17 protein-coding genes and 1 pseudogene are annotated in these 16193 nt (G+C 71.1%); 6 read left to right on the top strand and 12 right to left on the bottom strand.

Annotated features, from left to right (window positions below):
- The first annotated feature begins 345 nt into the window (after positions 1 to 345).
- Complete coding sequence (locus G3I78_RS42510; protein ID WP_164435046.1) at positions 346 to 1137, top strand: enoyl-CoA hydratase-related protein; 792 nt, start codon at positions 346 to 348, stop codon at positions 1135 to 1137.
- A 53-nt stretch (positions 1138 to 1190) separates the two neighbouring features.
- Here the strand turns inward: G3I78_RS42510 and G3I78_RS42505 are convergent, their stop codons facing one another.
- Together G3I78_RS42505 and G3I78_RS42500 are read right to left on the bottom strand one after the other, a co-directional pair.
- Positions 1191 to 1769 carry a DNA-3-methyladenine glycosylase I gene (locus tag G3I78_RS42505; RefSeq protein WP_164435044.1) on the bottom strand — a complete coding sequence of 193 codons (579 nt, stop codon included), beginning with the start codon at positions 1767 to 1769 and terminating at the stop codon, positions 1191 to 1193.
- On the bottom strand, positions 1766 to 2119 hold the full coding sequence (locus G3I78_RS42500) for a DivIVA domain-containing protein (RefSeq protein ID WP_203616286.1): 354 nt from the start codon (positions 2117 to 2119) through the stop codon (positions 1766 to 1768). Before G3I78_RS42500 ends, G3I78_RS42505 begins: the two co-directional genes overlap by 4 nt.
- 152 nt (positions 2120 to 2271) lie before the next feature.
- On the opposite strand from G3I78_RS42500, the gene folP reads away from it, so the two are divergent.
- Complete coding sequence (folP, locus tag G3I78_RS42495) at positions 2272 to 3132, top strand: dihydropteroate synthase (RefSeq protein ID WP_164435040.1); 861 nt, start codon at positions 2272 to 2274, stop codon at positions 3130 to 3132.
- Between the two features lie 17 nt (positions 3133 to 3149).
- On the opposite strand, the gene G3I78_RS42490 is transcribed toward folP, so the two are convergent.
- Positions 3150 to 3908, bottom strand: coding sequence for a TIGR00730 family Rossman fold protein (locus tag G3I78_RS42490; protein ID WP_164435038.1), 759 nt, complete (start codon positions 3906 to 3908; stop codon positions 3150 to 3152).
- A 110-nt stretch (positions 3909 to 4018) separates the two neighbouring features.
- The gene (gene dapE / locus G3I78_RS42485; RefSeq protein WP_164435036.1) at positions 4019 to 5098 is read right to left on the bottom strand and encodes a succinyl-diaminopimelate desuccinylase; all 1080 of its coding nucleotides are present in this window, start codon (positions 5096 to 5098) and stop codon (positions 4019 to 4021) included.
- Between the two features lie 85 nt (positions 5099 to 5183).
- Between dapE and G3I78_RS42480 the strand changes: the two genes are divergently transcribed.
- Positions 5184 to 6197, top strand: a complete 1014-nt coding sequence (locus tag G3I78_RS42480; protein WP_164435034.1) for a heavy metal transporter — start codon at positions 5184 to 5186, stop codon at positions 6195 to 6197.
- A 274-nt stretch (positions 6198 to 6471) separates the two neighbouring features.
- On the top strand, positions 6472 to 6924 hold the full coding sequence (locus G3I78_RS42475; RefSeq protein ID WP_164435032.1) for an ATP-binding protein: 453 nt from the start codon (positions 6472 to 6474) through the stop codon (positions 6922 to 6924).
- A gap of 67 nt (positions 6925 to 6991) precedes the next feature.
- Here the strand turns inward: G3I78_RS42475 and G3I78_RS42470 are convergent, their stop codons facing one another.
- On the bottom strand, positions 6992 to 8086 hold the full coding sequence (locus G3I78_RS42470; protein WP_164435030.1) for a bifunctional succinyldiaminopimelate transaminase/glutamate-prephenate aminotransferase: 1095 nt from the start codon (positions 8084 to 8086) through the stop codon (positions 6992 to 6994).
- 123 nt (positions 8087 to 8209) lie between these two features.
- Positions 8210 to 8527, bottom strand: a complete 318-nt coding sequence (fdxA, locus tag G3I78_RS42465) for a ferredoxin (protein ID WP_007384503.1) — start codon at positions 8525 to 8527, stop codon at positions 8210 to 8212.
- Between the two features lie 140 nt (positions 8528 to 8667).
- Between fdxA and G3I78_RS42460 the strand changes: the two genes are divergently transcribed.
- Both G3I78_RS42460 and G3I78_RS42455 read left to right on the top strand, forming a co-directional pair.
- Positions 8668 to 9681 (top strand): GNAT family N-acetyltransferase, encoded by a 1014-nt coding sequence (locus G3I78_RS42460; protein ID WP_164435028.1) that lies wholly within the window; start codon positions 8668 to 8670, stop codon positions 9679 to 9681.
- Between the two features lie 32 nt (positions 9682 to 9713).
- Complete coding sequence (locus tag G3I78_RS42455; protein WP_164435026.1) at positions 9714 to 10565, top strand: transglutaminase-like domain-containing protein; 852 nt, start codon at positions 9714 to 9716, stop codon at positions 10563 to 10565.
- A gap of 79 nt (positions 10566 to 10644) precedes the next feature.
- On the opposite strand, the gene G3I78_RS42450 is transcribed toward G3I78_RS42455, so the two are convergent.
- The 6 genes and pseudogenes from G3I78_RS42450 to G3I78_RS42425 form a co-directional block, all read right to left on the bottom strand.
- Entirely contained in the window at positions 10645 to 11262 is a 618-nt protein-coding gene (locus G3I78_RS42450; protein WP_164435023.1) for a response regulator transcription factor, read from the bottom strand.
- Positions 11259 to 12419, bottom strand: coding sequence for a histidine kinase (locus tag G3I78_RS42445; RefSeq protein ID WP_164435022.1), 1161 nt, complete (start codon positions 12417 to 12419; stop codon positions 11259 to 11261). The genes G3I78_RS42450 and G3I78_RS42445 overlap by 4 nt, the downstream gene beginning before the upstream one ends.
- On the bottom strand, positions 12416 to 13174 hold the full coding sequence (locus tag G3I78_RS42440) for an ABC transporter permease (protein ID WP_164435020.1): 759 nt from the start codon (positions 13172 to 13174) through the stop codon (positions 12416 to 12418). The genes G3I78_RS42445 and G3I78_RS42440 overlap by 4 nt, the downstream gene beginning before the upstream one ends.
- Positions 13168 to 14082, bottom strand: a complete 915-nt coding sequence (locus G3I78_RS42435; RefSeq protein ID WP_164435018.1) for an ABC transporter ATP-binding protein — start codon at positions 14080 to 14082, stop codon at positions 13168 to 13170. The genes G3I78_RS42440 and G3I78_RS42435 overlap by 7 nt, the downstream gene beginning before the upstream one ends.
- 139 nt (positions 14083 to 14221) lie before the next feature.
- Positions 14222 to 14680: a hypothetical protein gene (locus G3I78_RS42430; protein WP_164435016.1), complete on the bottom strand. Its 459-nt coding sequence runs from the start codon at positions 14678 to 14680 to the stop codon at positions 14222 to 14224.
- Positions 14681 to 14862: 182 nt separating this feature from the next.
- Positions 14863 to 16193 (bottom strand): annotated as a pseudogene (locus G3I78_RS42425) (hypothetical protein); the annotation flags it as partial.

Here is a 16193-nt window from a genome sequence, read left to right as displayed (position 1 = left end):
CCTGAAACCAGCTCATCGTCAAAGCCGACGGCCCTGGGAGGGCACGCGCGTCAAAGTGGGACACGCGACACCGGCATCGAACACATTGCTTCCAAGCCATTATCCCGCATCTCAGGACCCGATGACCAACATCAGTCGGCATCGCTTGGGCAACGCGCGCGAGCAAAACCACCCAATTCGGCGATGTGGCTGCGATACTCCGCCGCCGCGCCGATCCAGGGCGCCCGAACGCGCTCCCGAATTCTTTGACGCAGGTCACACGTCCGGTCCGGTACTCGGACAGCGATCTCCGCCATGCTGTCCTTCGGACATCCGGTCCATCGAACGCTCCGGAGGGGATACGCCATGACCGACACCGTGCTCTACGAGGTGAGCGACGGGCTCGCGACGATCACGCTCAACCGCCCCGAGGCGATGAACGCGCTGAACATCGCCACCAAGGTCGCCCTGCGGGAGGCGGTCGAGTCGGCGGCGGAGGACGACGCCGTACGGGCCGTGCTGCTCACCGCGGCCGGGGAGCGGGCGTTCTGTGTCGGCCAGGACCTCAAGGAGCACATCGGGCTGCTGATGCAGGGGTCCGACGTCGTGATGAGCACGGTCAAGGAGCACTACAACCCGGTGGTGCGGGCGCTGACCGAGATGCCGAAGCCGGTGGTCGCCGGGGTGAACGGGGTCGCGGCCGGGGCCGGCTTCGGGATCTCGCTGGCCGCGGACTACCGGGTCGTGTCCGAGACCGCCGCCTTCAACACGTCCTTCGCGGGAGTCGCCCTGACCGCGGACTCCGGCATCTCGTGGACGCTGCCGCGGGTGGTCGGGCCCGGCCGGGCCGCCGACCTGCTGCTCTTCCCCCGCACCGTCTCGGCACGGGACGCGCACGAGCTGGGGATCGCGAACCGTCTCGTGCCGTCCACCGACCTGCCCGCGGAGGCGGAGAAGGTGGCGCGGGCGCTGGCCTCCGGGCCGACGGTGGCGTACGGGGCGATCAAGGAGTCGCTGGCCTACGCGCTGTCGCACACACTGGCGGAGACGCTGGAGAAGGAGGACGAGCTACAGGCGCGGGCGGGGGCGTCCGAGGACCACGCGATCGCGGTGCGGGCGTTCGTGAACAAGGAGACTCCGGAGTACTTGGGGCGGTGACCTCCGCGGAAACAGCCCCGCGCCCCTAGGAGGCCCTGGCCACACAGGACGCCCTACGACCTCCTTGCCACGCAGGTTTCCAAGTGGTCGTCCACCAGCCCACAGGCCTGCATCAGGGCGTACGCCGTCGTCGGGCCCACGAAGCGCAGGCCCCGCTTCTTCAGGACCTTGGACAGCGCCGTCGACTCCGGGGTCACCGCCGGGACGTCCGCCAGGGTCTTAGGGACCGCGTGGGTCTCCGGCACGTGGGACCAGATCAACTCGTCCAGCTCGCCCGGGGACCAGTCGGCCAGCACCTTCGCGTTGGCCATCGTCGCGTCGACCTTGGCCTTGTTGCGGATGATGCCGGGGTCGGCGAGGAGGCGGTCGCGGTCGGTCTCGTCGAACGCGGCCACCTCGGCGATCCCGAAGCCCGCGAAGGCCGCGCGGAAGGTCTCGCGGCGGCGCAGGATCGTGATCCAGGAGAGGCCGGACTGGAAGGCCTCCAGGCTGAGGCGCTCGAAGAGGGCGTCGTCGCCGTGGACCGGGCGGCCCCACTCCTCGTCGTGGTACGTCACGTAGTCCGGCGTGGACAGCGCCCAGGGGCAGCGCGGCGCGCCGTCCGGGCCGACCAGGGCGGTGCCGTCGGTCACCGCTGCTCCCCGTGGCCGTGGTCCGGGTGCTGCGGGGCGGCGTGGGTGGCGGCCTGGGCGCCGGCCAGGGCGGACTCCAGGTCGGCGATCCGGGCGTCCCGCTCGGCGAGCTCGGCGCCGAGGCGGCTGAGCACGTCGTCGACCTCGCCCATGTGGTAACCGCGGGCGGTGAGCGGGAAGCGCACGCTCTCCACGTCCTCGCGGTCCACCGGGCGGTCCAGCGGCAGCGGGTCCTGGAGCCGCTCGGGGGCGACGTCCGGCAGCGGGCCGTCGCTCTCGCCGCCGCCCACCACGGCGAGCGTCACCGCGGCGACCACGACCGCGAGTGCGATGACCAGGAACAAGAACATAACCATCGCTGAGGTCCCCAGGGTCCCTGCCGGCGGCCGGCCGTCGGCGTCGAATATGTCAGGGTCCGATCGTGCCATGCGAGTCTGACAGTTAGGGTCGCAGGCGGCCGCAGAGGCCGAAGACACAGACGTACGAAGTGAGGTCACAGGGGATGCTCAGGCTGGGCAGGCGTGAATTCGACACGCACGAGCCGGTGATCATGGCGATCGTGAACCGGACCCCCGACTCCTTCTACGACCAGGGAGCCACGTTCCACGACGAGCCCGCCCTCGCGCGCGTGGAGCAGGCGGTGGCCGAGGGGGCCGCCATCATCGACATCGGCGGGGTCAAGGCCGGGCCCGGGGAGGACGTCTCCGCCGAGGAGGAGGCGCGGCGGACCGTGGGGTTCGTGGCGGAGGTCCGGCGGCGGTTCCCCGACGTGGTCATCAGCGTCGACACCTGGCGGGCGTCCGTGGGCGAGGCCGTGTGCGAGGCGGGGGCGGATCTGCTCAACGACGCGTGGGGCGGCGTCGATCCGGGGCTCGCGGAGGTCGCGGCGCGGTACGGGGCGGGGCTGGTGTGCACGCACGCCGGGGGCGCGGAGCCTCGTACGCGGCCGCATCGGGTGACGTACGACGACGTCATGGCCGACATCCTGCGGGTGACCGTGGGGCTGGCGGAGCGGGCGGTCGCGCTGGGGGTGGCCCGGGAGTCCGTGATGATCGATCCGGGGCACGACTTCGGCAAGAACACGCGGCACAGCCTTGAGGCGACGCGGCGGTTGGGCGAGATGGTCGAGACCGGGTGGCCGGTGCTGGTCTCCCTGTCCAACAAGGACTTCGTGGGCGAGACGCTGGACAAGCCGGTGAAGGAGCGGGTCATCGGGACGCTGGCGACGACGGCCGTGTCCGCGTGGCTGGGGGCTCAGGTGTACCGGGTGCACGAGGTGGCCGAGACCCGGCAGGTGCTGGACATGGTGGCGTCGATCGCGGGGCACAGGCCCCCGGCGGTCGCCCGCCGGGGGCTCGCGTAGAGCGGTCGGTCCGGGGCCTAGCGCCCCGCCTCCTTGGACACCAGCGCCACCGCCTCGTCCACGTCGTCCGTCACGTGGAACAGCAGCAGGTCCTTCTCCGACGCCTTCCCCTGCGCGACCAGCGTGTTCTTGAGCCAGTCGACGAGGCCGCCCCAGTACTCGCTGCCGAAGAGGACGATCGGGAAGCGGGTGACCTTCTGGGTCTGGACCAGGGTCAGGGCCTCGAACAGCTCGTCCAGGGTGCCGAGGCCGCCCGGGAGGACCACGAAGCCCTGCGCGTACTTCACGAACATCATCTTGCGCACGAAGAAGTAGCGGAAGTTGAGGCCGATGTCGACGTAGGGGTTGAGCCCCTGCTCGAAGGGCAGCTCGATGCCGAGGCCGACCGAGGTGCCACTGGCCTCGCAGGCGCCCTTGTTGGCCGCCTCCATGGCGCCGGGGCCGCCGCCGGTGATGACCGCGAAGCCGGCCTCCACCAGGCCACGGCCGAGCCGCACGCCCGCCTCGTACTCCGGCGAGTCCGCCGGTGTCCGTGCCGAGCCGAACACGCTGATCGCGGGCGGGAGTTCGGCGAGGGTGCCGAAGCCTTCGATGAACTCCGACTGGATGCGCAGGACGCGCCAGGGGTCGGTGTGGACCCAGTCCGAGGGACCGCCCGCGTCCAGCAGGCGCTGGTCGGTCGTGCTCGCCGTGACCTGTCCTCGCCTGCGGAGAACCGGTCCCAGGCGCTGCTCCTCCGGTGGCTGCTGCTTGCCCTCGGGGTTCCCGGTAGCCATGTGCGCTCCCTCCGCTTGCCTGGTCTTTCCATATCAGCGTAGATCTACGCGGGTTACGGAGGGGGGACGTCCGCGTGTCCGCCGTGCAGCGCCCCCGCCATGCCGCCTCCTTACGAGGTCAGCCAGGCCCGCAGCTTCGCCTCCGCCTCCGGGATCAGCGAGACCTTCACGCGCTCGTCCACCTTGTGCGCGAGCAGCGGCTCACCGGGGCTGTAGTTCACCGCGGGCACGCCCAGCGCGCTGAAGCGGGAGACGTCCGTCCAGCCGAACTTGGGGCGGGCGACACCGCCGACCGCGGCCATGAAGGCCTGTGCGACAGGGTGGTTGAGGCCGGGACGCGCGCCGCCGGTGTGGTCGTCGACGACGAACTCGTCGACCCCGCAGTCCGCGAAGAAGTCCCGCACGAAGGCCTCCGCCTCGGCCTCGCTGCGGTCGGGCGCGTAGCGGAAGTTGACGGCCAGGACGCAGGAGTCGGGGATGACGTTCGTCGCCACACCGCCCTGCACGCCTACCGCGTTGAGGCCCTCGTGGTATTCGAGGCCGTCGACCACCGGCTTGCGCGGTTCGTACGCGGCGAGCTTCTCGAGGGCCGGGGCAACCTTGTGGATCGCGTTGGAACCCATCCACGCGCGCGCGGAGTGCGCACGCTCTCCCTTGAACGTCAGCAGCACCCGCAGAGTTCCCTGACAGCCACCCTCGACCTGGTTGTCCGTCGGCTCCAGCAGGACCGCGAAGTCGCCCTCCAGCCACTCGGGGTGGGCCTCGGCCACATGTCCCAGGCCGTTGAGGTGGGCGGCGACCTCTTCGTTGTCGTAGAAGATGAAGGTGAGGTCGCGGTTGGGTTCGGGGACGGTGGCCGCGATGCGCAGCTGGACCGCGACCCCGGACTTCATGTCGCAGGTGCCGCAGCCCCAGAGGTAGCCCTCGTCGTCGAGGCGGGAGGGGACGTTGCCCGCGATGGGCACCGTGTCGATGTGGCCGGCGAGGATGACGCGTTCCGGGCGGCCGAGGTTCGTGCGGGCGACGACGTTGTTGCCGTGCCGGTCGACCGTGAGGTGCGGAAGAGCGCGCAGGGCGGTCTCGATCGCGTCCGCGAGGGGCTTCTCGGTGCCGCTCTCGGAGGGGAAGTCGACGAGCTGCGCGGTGAGCCGGGCGGCGTCCAGCGAAAGGTCAAGAGGGGTGTCGGCCATGCTCCCGACCCTAACTCCCCCGTCGGCCGCCCCCGCCCTCCCCGTCCGGCACAGAGGTCTCAGTACTCTCCAGTATCTTGTCCGGATGCCAGAGCCGTTGCCCCCTACTCGCAAGCGCCGTGGCCGCTTCCTCCGCTTCGCGGCGGCCCTCGTGGTCCTGTGCGCGGTCGCCGGTTACCTCGTGGTGCAGTACGTCACCGGAGGCTCGGAAGGGCCGACCTGCAGAGTCGTCTCGGGCCGGGCGGGCGGACCGTCGTACGAGTTCACGCCCGAGCAGGCGGTGAACGCGGCGACGATCACCGCCGTCGGCACCGGGCGCGGGCTGCCCGAGCGGGCCGTGACCATCGCCCTCGCCACCGCCCTCCAGGAGTCCGGGCTGCGCAACATCTCGCACGGCGACCGGGACTCCCTCGGCCTGTTCCAGCAGCGGCCCTCGCAGGGCTGGGGCACCCCGAAGGAGATCCTGGACCCGGCGTACGCGGCGGGCGAGTTCTACAAGCACCTGGTGAAGGTGGACGACTACCAGGAGCTGCCGCTGACCGTCGCCGCGCAGCGCGTGCAGCGCAGCGGCTATCCGGAGGCGTACGCCAAGCACGAGCCGGACGCCACCGTGCTCGCCGCCGCCCTCACCGGTTCCGCGGCGGCCACCCTGACCTGCGACGGCCGCCAGGACACCAGCCGGACCGCCACTGCCGCCGCCACGGCCACGGCCACCGCGGCGGCGGCCACGCCCCCGGCCACCGGTCCGGACGCCGTACGGTCCGCTCTCGTACGGGACTTCGGGCGGGACGCGCTCCAGACGACCGCCGCCGAGGTGAGCGCCGGGTCCTCGCCGAGCGCGAGTCCCTCGCCCGCCCCTGCCGACGCGCGCACGGTGACGCTTCCGGTGCGCGAGGACACCAGCCCGGGAGCCGACCGCAGCCTCACGGAACGCGGCTGGCAGCTCGCCCACTGGGCGGTCGCCAACTCCTCGGCGCTGCGCATCGAGCGGGTCTCGTACGCGGGGCGGCAGTGGACGGCCGGGAACACGGACAGCCAGTGGCGCCCGGCGGGCAGCGCGGGCGCCACGGGGTCGGTGCGGATACTCACGGCACGGTAGTTCGGAAGATCGCCTGGAAGGGTCACGTCCGCCCGCCGCGGGAGGGGGTGTGCGCAGGTTTTCGTCACGTCACCCCCGTATCCGCCAGATCCCTTGCGAACAAAGGGCTGCAAGGATTCGACGGACTTTCAGACCGGCAGCTTTTTGCCCGTTTTTATCCGCAGGTGATAATGCGACGCATTGCCAACTCTTTACGTTGGCCCTCCGCAACCTTCGTCGGCTTCGAGCGGTAGTCACGGCGTCCTAGCAACGTTTCCTCCGTCGAAGGAGCAACATGTCCCTCCCCCTGACCCGCAGGATCGCCCGTGCCGCGCTGCTCGTCGCTGCGGGAGCGGCAGCCGGGGTCGGTGCGGCCGGCGCCGCCAGTGCGGCCCCCGCGCAGCTGCCGGCCGCCCCGAACCTCGGCGGGCTGACCGCTCTGGACGCGGCGCACGTCGGCAACACGGTGGACGGCGCGACGCAGAACCTCACCGGGTCCGCGGGCAAGACCGGTGGCAAGACGGTCGAGAAGGCGGTGCCGTCCGCGGGCAAGACCGGCGGCAAGGCCGTGAAGAAGGCGGCGCCGGCCGCGCAGAAGACGGCGGGCGACGCGGCCGGTTCCGCCGGGGACCTCGTCGGGGACACCACGTCCACCGCCACCAAGGGCGGCCTCCCGACCGACTCCCTCACCAAGGGCGGTCTGCCGGCGGCCGACTCCCTGCCGGTGAAGAGCCTGCCGCTCGGCTAGTACGCGCGCATACGGCGAAGGGGTCCAGGACGGTGTTCCTGGACCCCTTCGCCGTACGCGTATGCAACTACGCCAGCCGCTCGACCGCCGCCCGCACCCGCTCGTCCGTGGCCGTCAGCGCCACGCGTACGAACTTCTCGCCCGCCTCGCCGTAGAAGTCGCCCGGCGCCACCAGGATGCCCAGCTCGGCCAGGTGCGCGACCGTCGACCAGCAGGACTCGTCGCGGGTGGCCCACAGGTAGAGGCTGGCCTCGCTGTGCTCGATGCGGAAGCCGTGGCCGAGCAGCGCCTCGCGCAGGAGCGTGCGCCGGGCCAGGTAGCGCTCGCGCTGCTCACGCACGTGCGTGTCGTCGCCGAGGGCCGCGACCACCGCCGCCTGGGTCGGCGCCGGGGTCATCATGCCGCCGTGCTTGCGGATCTCCAGGAGGGGCGCCAGGACGGCCGGGTCGCCCGCGAGGAAGGCCGCGCGGTAGCCCGCGAGGTTGGACCGCTTCGACAGCGAGTGGACGGCCACGATGCCGTCGTAGGAGCCGCCATTGACGTCCGGGTGCAGGACGGAGACCGGGTCGGCCTCCCAGCCCAGCTCCAGGTAGCACTCGTCGGAGAAGATCAGGATGCCGTGCGAGCGGGCCCAGGCCACGATCCTCGTCAGCTCGTCCTTGGACAGGACCTTGCCGGTCGGGTTCGACGGGGAGTTGAGCCACAGGAGCTTCAGGCCGGCCGGGTCCAGCTCGGTCGGGTCGTCGTAGACCTCGTACTCCGCGCGGGCCAGGCGCGCGCCCACCTCGTACGTCGGGTAGGCCAGGCGCGGGTGGGCGACCCGGTCGCCGGGGCCCAGGCCCAGCTGGGTGGGGAGCCAGGCGACGAGTTCCTTGGAGCCGACGATCGGCAGGACGTGCCGGTGGGTGACCTCGCGGGCGCCCAGGCGGCGCTCGACCCAGCCGGTGATCGCGTCGCGCAGGGCCGGGGTGCCCCAGACCGTCGGGTAGCCCGGGGAGTCCGCCGCGTCGATCAGGGCCTTCTGGATCAGGTCCGGGACAGGGTCGACGGGGGTGCCGACGGAGAGGTCGACGATGCCTCCGGGGTGCGCGGCAGCCGTCTTCTTGTACGGCTCCAGCTTGTCCCAGGGGAAGGTGGGAAGGCGGTCGGAGACTGCGGACACGGCGTTCGGGCTCGCTTTCGGGTCGTACGGGTCGTACGGCAAACGCCTCGGTCCCGCACGGCCGTGATCAGGGACGATCAGGCCGTACGGGACCGAGGCGGCACGCCTGGGGGTGCCGGATGATCAGGCCTGCGGCGGCAGCGCGGCGATGAACGGGTGGTCCCGCTCGATCAGACCCAGCTTGCTGGCGCCGCCGGGCGAACCGAGCTCGTCGAAGAACTCGACGTTCGCCTTGTAGTAGTCCTTCCACTCATCCGGGGTGTCGTCCTCGTAGAAGATCGCCTCGACCGGGCAGACCGGCTCACAGGCACCACAGTCGACGCATTCGTCCGGGTGGATGTACAAGGACCGGGAGCCCTCGTAGATGCAGTCGACCGGGCACTCCTCGATGCAGGCCTTGTCCTTCACGTCGACACAAGGCTGCGCGATGACGTAGGTCACGCTGTCGTTCCTCCTCCATAGGGCGCTGGCGGGCCTCCTCAGGCTCCGCCGCCTCGCGCGCGGGAGCGCGGCGTCGTCGATGCCCGCCCCTAGTATCTCCGTTCTTGGGCATGATCCGAACAGGAGGGGTGAACTGACCTGTGGAAATCTCCGCCGCCGGGCGCCTTGTCGTGCGTATCTCCGCAGCTGACGTGGGCAAACGGGTATCCGTGCGCCGCCTGGCCGAAACCGGCGTCACGCAGCAGAAGTTCACCGACACGGTGGGTGTTCTCACATCATGGGACGACGGTGTGCTGCTGATCACCCGCCGGGACGGCGAGAGTGTCCGGATTCCGGAGTCGGCGCTGGTGGCGGGCAAGGTCGTCCCCGCGGCGCCCGCCCGTCGCAGGGGCCCCGCCGCCTCGTACGAGGAGCTGGCCCGGATCGCCGCGCGCGGCTGGCAGCCGGTGGAGAGCGAGCGGCTCGGCGACTGGGAGCTGCGGGCCGCCTCCGGATTCACCCGCCGCGCCAACTCCGTCCTCCCGCTCGGCGACCCTGGGCTGCCCCTCGACGCGGCCCTGACCGCCGTACGACGCTGGTACGGCGACCGCGGCCTGCCGGCGTACATCCAGACCGCGACCGGCGCCGCGGGCACCCAGGAGGTGCTCTGCGCGGAGCTGGAGGCGCGGGGCTGGACGCGGGAGGTGACGTCGGAGCTGTGGACCGGGGCGCTGGCGCCGGTGGCGGACCGGTCCCCCGGTGACGTCGTCGTGCTGTCCCGGGAGGCCGACGCGGACTGGCTGGCCCGGTATCAGCGCAAGGGGGTGAGCGAGGTGGCGCTGCGGGTGCTGGGGAGCGGCCCTTCGGTGTGGTTCGCGACGGTCCCCTCGGAGACCGGCGGAGCGCCCGCGGCGATCGGGCGGTGTGTCGTCGACGGACGGTGGGCCGGGTTCGCCGCGGTCGAGGTGGATCCTTCGCTGCGACGACGGGGGCTGGCCTCGACCGTGATGGCAGCGCTGGCGCGGCGGGCGCTCGACGAGGGGGCGTCGGCCGCGTGGCTCCAGGTCGAGTCGGACAACTCCGGTGCGCGGGCGCTCTATGACGGCATGGGGTTCACCGCGCACCACGCCTACCACCACTACCGGGAGCCGGGCGTCCCCGGCGGCGCGCGGTAGTAGCGATCGCTGTGAGAGGGCACGAGCCAGCTATGCGTCCCCCGTATCCCCCGCCGCCCGAACGTTCCGCCGAGCTACGGAGGCGGTTCGCCGAAGAGGCGCGCTCCGAACGGCCCGATCTGTCGGCGCTGTGTCTGCTGCTGGGGGCCGCGGCGGACGGAGGGCTCGACGAGGCCGGGATCGACCGGGCGCAGATCGAACTGGACCGGCTGGCCGGGCAGTTGCCGTTCCGGCCGGGCGGGCCGCGGTCGTGGGCGGTGTCCCTGCGGGAACTGCTCGGGGACCGGTGCGGGTTCCGTGGGGCGCCGGTGGACTATCAGCGGCTGGAGTCCTCGCTGCTGCACGAGGTGCTGCGGCGGCGCAGGGGGCTGCCGATCCTGCTGTCCGTGGTGTGGATGGAGGTGGCCCGGCGGGCGGGGGCGCCGGTGTACGGGGTAGCGCTGCCGGGGCACTTCGTGGTCGGGTTTGGGCCGCCGGAGGAGCAGGTGCTGGCGGATCCGTTCGACGGGGGGCGGGTCCTGGCGGGGGCCGACGCCGAGTTGCTGGTGGCGGGGGCCACGGGGGCGCCCCTGGATCCGGCGATGTTGACACCGGCTGCTCCGCTCGACGTGGTGCAGCGGATCCTCAACAACGTGCGGGCGTGGGCGACGGCCCGGCCGGAGCGGTCGGATGTGGGGCTGTGGGCCGTGGAGTTGGCCCTACTGCTTCCCTCGCATCCGGCGCGACTGCGGTATGAGCGGGCGCAGTTGCTGGTGCAGCGGGGTGACTTCGTCGAGGGGGCCGGGGAGTTGGAGGCGTACGCGGGGGTGGTGGCCGCGGTGGACGAGGCTGCGGCGGCTCGGATTCGGCAGCAGGCTCATTCCGCGCGAGCGATGTTGAACTGACGGTCGTGGGCGTCTGCGGGTGCGTCGTGGCTGGTCGCGCAGTTCCCCGCGCCCCTAGGTCCGCTGCCCTGGACGGCGATCAAAGCCACCCCTTCTCACGCGCGATCCTCACCGCCTCCGCCCTGTTCCGTACCGCTAGTTTCTGGATCGCTGTCGAGAGGTAGTTGCGGACCGTGCCCTGGGAGAGGTGGAGTTCCTTGGCCAGTTCGGCGTTCGTGGAGCCGTCGGCCGCCGCTCTCAGTACTTCCCTCTCCCTGTCCGTCAGGGGGTTCGCGCCCTCTGCCAGGGCCGCCGCCGCCAGGGTGGGGTCGATGACGCGCTCGCCCGCGAGGACCTTCCGTACCGCTGCCGCGAGTTGGGCCGCCGGGGCGTCCTTGACCAGGAAGGCGTCGGCGCCCGCCTCCATCGCGCTGCGGAGGTAGCCGGGGCGGCCGAAGGTGGTGAGGATGACCAGCTTGACCGAGGGGAGTTCCTTGTGGAGCTGGGCCGCCGCCTCGATGCCCGTGGCGCCCGGCATCTCGATGTCCATGAGGGCCACGTCGATGTCGTGGGCGCGGGCCGTCGCCAGGACCTCGTCGCCGCGGGCCACTTGGGCGACGACCTCGATGTCGTCCTCCAGGCCGAGCAGGGCGGCCAGGGCCTCGCGGACCATCGACTGGTCCTCGGCGAGCAGGACCTTGATCGTGCGGCTCGTCATGAGGCGGATCCTACGTCGGTCGCGGAACCGGCGGGCACGCGGGCGACCAGCCGGAAACCGCGCCGGGAGCCGGTGGCCTCCAGGGTGCCGCCCGCCTTCTCCAGACGCTCGGTGAGACCGGTGAGGCCGTTGCCCGGGCCTTCCCCCGAACCCCCGGTTCCGTCGTCCTCGACGGTGAGTTCGAGCATCGGTCCGTCGAGGGTCTGGCGGCGGAGCAGTTCGACCGTGCAGCGCCGGGCGCCGCTGTGCCGTACGACGTTGGTGACGGCCTCGCGCAGCGCCCAGGCGAGGGCGGCCTCGCTGTCCTCGGGGACGCCGGCGAGGTCCGGTTCCGCGGGAACCCGGGCGGTGACACCGGCGGTGGACAACGCGACCTCGACTCCGGCCAGTTCGGCGGCCAGACGGGGGCGCCGGTAGCCGGTGACGGCCTCGCGGACGTCCACCAGGGCCTGGCGGCTGACCTGTTCGATGTCGGCGACCTGCTGGGCGGCCTTCTCCGGGTGGCCGGGGAGCATACGCCCCGCCAGCTCGCTCTTCAGGGTGATGAGGGAGAGCGAGTGGCCGAGCAGGTCGTGCAGGTCGCGGGCGAGCCGCAGCCGCTCCTCGTTGGCGGCCAGGTGGGCGACCTTGGCCCGGGCCTCCCGCAACTCGATGGTCGTACGGATGAGTTCGCGTACGCCCGTCATGGAGAAGCCGCCGAGGAGGGCCGGGAAGAGCAGTCCGGCCAGGAAGGCGGTGCCGCCCGGGACGACCAGGGCGACGGCGGTCAGCAGGGCGGACACGACCGGGATGCTCCATCGGGCCAGCCGGAACGGCAGGGCGGCGCCCGAGGAGATCGCCACGTACACGTACAGGACGAGCCACTCCCGGCCCAGCGTGAGGGAGAGGACCGTCGACTGGGCACCGAGCACCGCCACCGACCCCAGCACCACGGCGTTGGTCTCACCGCGTCCGGTACGGAAGACCAGGGCGAAGTACCAGACGACGAAGGCGACCAGGCCGATCCAGCCGAGGACGGCGACACCGTCGCTGTGACCGCCGTGCAGCAAGTCGCCGACGGGCGCGCTCAGATAGGCGAGCCAGATGCCGATCCAGAGCAGCTTGACGACCTGCTGCCTGCGATTCTGCGGACGCTGTCCGATGCCGACGGTGCTCACGCCTTCAGCGTGTCCTTCCGGTACAGCCAGGCCGCGCCGCCCGCGAACAGGGCGAAGAAGACGACGAGGATGGCGATGTCCTGGGCCTGCGGGGCCTGACTCTGCTCGATGGCCCTGCCGAGCGCAGCGTACGCGTGTGTGGGCAGCCACTTGGCGATGTCCTGGAGCCACTGCGGGAAGGTCGTCGTCGGCATCCACAGGCCGCCCAGCATGGACAGGCCGAAGTAGGTGATCATCGTGATCGGGCGGACGGCGTCCCCGCTGGCCAGATAGCCGATGGCCACGCCGAGCGCGGCGAAGACCAGGCTGCCGGCCCAGATCGCGCCGGTGAGGGCGAGCCACTGCCAGGCGTCCAGTCGTACGTCCTTCACGACCGCGGCGACGACGAACACCACCACGATGGAGGGCAGGCTCACCACGGCGGCGCTCGCGGTCTTGGCGAGGACATAGCCGTGGCCCGGGAGCGTGGTCAGCCGCAGCTGCCGTACCCAGCCGCTCTCCCGCTCCTTGGCGATGCGCTCGCTGTTGCCCATCAGGACGGCGGTCAGGGCGCCGAAGGAGGCCATGGAGACCATCATGTACGTCGGCACGGTCAGGCCGGTGCCGTCGACCTTGGTGGTGCTGTCGGCGTTGCCCGCGATGATCAGGAACAGCAGCGACGGGTACAGCACCGAGAAGAAGAGGAACTTGCGGTTGCGCAGGGCGCGGGTGAGTTCCAGCTTGATCAGGCCCCGCGAAGCGAACGTACTCAGCATGACTGCTTGGCCTCCTCGGCCTCGGTGATGGCGACGAAGGCCTGCTCCAGGCCGAGCCCGGCGACTTCGAGGTTGCGGGGGTAGACGCCGAGGCCGTAGAGGGCGTGGACGGTCGCGTCGGCGTCGGTGGACTGGATGCGGACGGTCTGGCCGGAGATGTCGACGGCGCTGAGGAACGGCAGGTTCCTGAGCGGGGCCTCGTCGATCGTGCCCTCCAGGTCGAAGGCGATCCTGCGGGCGCCCGCCTTGGCCTTGATCTCGGCGGCGGTGCCGTCGGCCAGGAGGCGGCCCCGGTGCAGCACGAGCACCCGGTCGGCGATGGCGTCGGCCTCTTCGAGGTAGTGGGTGGCGAAGAGGACCGTACGGCCCTGGTCGGCCTGTTCGCGCATGGTGGCCCAGAAGGCCTGGCGGGTGGTGACGTCCATGCCGGTCGTCGGTTCGTCCAGGACGATCAGCTCGCTGTCGCCGACGGTCGCGAGGGCGAAGCGGACGCGCTGGGCCTGGCCGCCGGAGAGCTTGTTGACCTTGCGGTCGGCGATCTGGGAGACCCCGGCCCGGGCGAGGACGTCGCTCACCGGGTACGGCTTCGGGTGCAGGGCGCAGCCGAGGCGGACCAGTTCGGCGACCGTGACCTCGTCCATCAGGCCGCCGCTCTGGAGCATCGCGCCCACCTGCCCGGCGACGATCGCCTCACGCGGGGTGGTGCCGAAGAGCCGGACGCTGCCGCTGTCGGCCTGCTTGAGGCCGAGCAGCAGATCGAGGGTGGTCGACTTGCCGGCCCCGTTGGGCCCCAGCAGCGCCACGGTCTCCCCCGGCCGCAGGGTCAGACTCAGTCCGTCCACGGCGCGTACCTCACCGTATGCCTTGCTCACCTGGTCGAAGGCGACCACCGGGGCTGTCGTTGTCATACGGCCATGGTGGCTTCGCGGGGGCGGCGGCGGGCAGTGTCGGGCGTCCGGAGTGCCGCATGACAGATGTCATACGAGGACCAGGGGCACCCGGCGTGTGCCGGATGCCCCTGGGACTGTCCTGGTCAGTACGTGTGGTTCAGCAACCCCGCGTACCGGTCTCGATGGAGTATCCCCTACCGGCCCAGGTGACGGAGCCGATCGCCGAGACGCAGTAGTTCGCCGTGCCCGTCACACCTACCGGACCGGCGTAGTAGGCATAGTTGCCGTCGTCCGGAAGCGAGTTCTGGGTCGGGTTGCACACGTCGCCGGTGCCCGACGTCTGCGAACACCGGTAGATCTGGATCGATGTGTAGGCCGTAACACCGTAGGACACGCCGCGGTGGTAGAAGCAGGCGCTGTTGGTGCCGCCATTGCTGGAGTTGTAGTAGATGACCAGCTCGCCTATGACGCTCCCGCTGCGCGAGACGGTGTCGGAGTAGGTGATGGTGCCGGAGCAGGAAGTAGCCGCCTGCGCGGGGGACGCGAGGAACACGGTGGCACCGGTGAGCGTGGCCAGGCTGGCCAGGAACACCATGGCGCGACGGAGAAAATGCATGCAGTTTCCTGTCTGAGTGAAGTCCGACGAGGTTTGTCCTGCAAACAGCCGCGTCAACCTACCATCCTCGTGCACTCTCAACGCGCCCTTTTTAAAGGCGTGTTGGCAGTTCTGAAGGGTCGGGAGCCTACGACAAGGGGGCAGCCGGTGTGCACCGGCTGCCCCCTCTCTGCCCTGCTCGACTAGGTCGGATTCGTCTCGATGGTGACGTCTCTGTCAGTCGTGCTCAGCAGTGCCTGGCGCACAGCGCCATAGACGTCTTGGGGAGTGACTGCCGTCTTGTCGCCGCTGCCCCGGGTGATCAGTACGCCGTCGAAGGTCTTGCCGTAGAGCTCCTTGAGCGCTTCCAGATCAGGGCTGTCGACGAGTTTGCCGTTCACCGCCTTCACCCGGAGGAACCTCCACAGGGAATTCTCCGGGCTGAACTCGATGAAGTGGGTGGCGTCCGTCCGCACCGTGATGTTGGCCGACATCGCGGGTGTCGCAAAGGCCTTCATTTCCCGGTCGACCTCGGCATTGGCGATCGTCGGCTGCCTGGTGGTCGTCGGGAGGGTTACCGAGCCGGCCGTGCCGGTCTCCACCTGGGTGCGGTACGCCTCCTCGACGGACGCGACCGACTTGTCGACGGCGATGCCCTTGCCCGCCTTGCCGTAGACGGCGACGGCCTTGCCGTTCTCGAACTTGATCGTGCCGTCGGTCGACGAGCCGGAGCCGCCCGAGGCGTTCTGGAGGGCCGCGGTCAGCTTCTCCTCGTCGACCGGCATGACCGGGTCGACGATCCGGTGCTTGCCGAAGAGGGAGCTGATGACGGAGACCGGGTTGTAGTCGCTGTGCGCGGCCGCGGCGACGGTGGCCTGCTCGTCGAGCTGGAGTCCGGCCTGGTCCGGCTTGAGCGAGACGGTCTTGCCGCCGACCGACAGCTTCAGCGGCTGGTTCACGCGGTCGCCGAAGGCGTCGTCGAGCTTCTTGACGGCGTCGTCGCGGGTGCCGCCGCCGATGTCGACGCCGAGCACGGTGGTGCCCTTGGGCACGTCGGACCGGTTCATCAGCAGGCCCGTGCCGTAGGCGCCGACGCCGATGAGGACAACGGTGCCGCCGACCATCGCGAGCTTACTGCGGCCCTTCTTTTTCTTCTTCTTGGACGAGGCGGCCGGGGCGTCCTGGGACGCGGAGTCGGACCGCTTCGCGCTCTGCGCGCCGTCGGCACCCGGTGCCTGGGCGCCGCCCGGGACGACCGGGATGCCGCTGGTGACGGTGTGCCCGGAGACGTTGTCCGGGTTACCGAAGCCGGGGGCGCCCGGTTCGGGGGCCGGCTTCTGCGGGGTGAGGATCGCGGTGTCGTCGCTCAGACCGCCACCGGGGCCGAGGCCCGCGCCGGGGGCGCCCGGGTGACCGAGGGTGCCGGGGGCGCCGGTGCCGAGCTGGTTGCCGGGGGCGGTGGGCCGGCCGCCGGAGATGCCGGGGGTTCCGGGACCGCCCTGGCCGCCGGGACCGAGGGGGCCGCCGGGACCAC

The sequence above is a fragment of the Streptomyces sp. SID13726 genome, assembly GCF_010548375.1.
GTDB lineage: Bacteria > Actinomycetota > Actinomycetes > Streptomycetales > Streptomycetaceae > Streptomyces.
The sequence above is the reverse complement of the archived record's forward strand: the minus strand, read 5'-3'. Positions and strand labels throughout refer to the sequence as shown.

Coding starts and splice junctions, on each gene's coding strand:
- G3I78_RS42450 (WP_164435023.1), bottom strand. CDS start 11,262: ATGACGAGCCGCACGATCAAGGTCCTGCTCGCCGAGGACCAGTCGATG.
- G3I78_RS42510 (WP_164435046.1), top strand. CDS start 346: ATGACCGACACCGTGCTCTACGAGGTGAGCGACGGGCTCGCGACGATC.
- folP (WP_164435040.1), top strand. CDS start 2,272: ATGCTCAGGCTGGGCAGGCGTGAATTCGACACGCACGAGCCGGTGATC.
- G3I78_RS42490 (WP_164435038.1), bottom strand. CDS start 3,908: ATGGCTACCGGGAACCCCGAGGGCAAGCAGCAGCCACCGGAGGAGCAG.
- dapE (WP_164435036.1), bottom strand. CDS start 5,098: ATGGCCGACACCCCTCTTGACCTTTCGCTGGACGCCGCCCGGCTCACC.
- G3I78_RS42430 (WP_164435016.1), bottom strand. CDS start 14,680: ATGCATTTTCTCCGTCGCGCCATGGTGTTCCTGGCCAGCCTGGCCACG.
- G3I78_RS42440 (WP_164435020.1), bottom strand. CDS start 13,174: ATGCTGAGTACGTTCGCTTCGCGGGGCCTGATCAAGCTGGAACTCACC.
- G3I78_RS42455 (WP_164435026.1), top strand. CDS start 9,714: ATGCGTCCCCCGTATCCCCCGCCGCCCGAACGTTCCGCCGAGCTACGG.
- G3I78_RS42435 (WP_164435018.1), bottom strand. CDS start 14,082: ATGACAACGACAGCCCCGGTGGTCGCCTTCGACCAGGTGAGCAAGGCA.
- G3I78_RS42500 (WP_203616286.1), bottom strand. CDS start 2,119: ATGTTCTTGTTCCTGGTCATCGCACTCGCGGTCGTGGTCGCCGCGGTG.
- G3I78_RS42480 (WP_164435034.1), top strand. CDS start 5,184: ATGCCAGAGCCGTTGCCCCCTACTCGCAAGCGCCGTGGCCGCTTCCTC.
- G3I78_RS42475 (WP_164435032.1), top strand. CDS start 6,472: ATGTCCCTCCCCCTGACCCGCAGGATCGCCCGTGCCGCGCTGCTCGTC.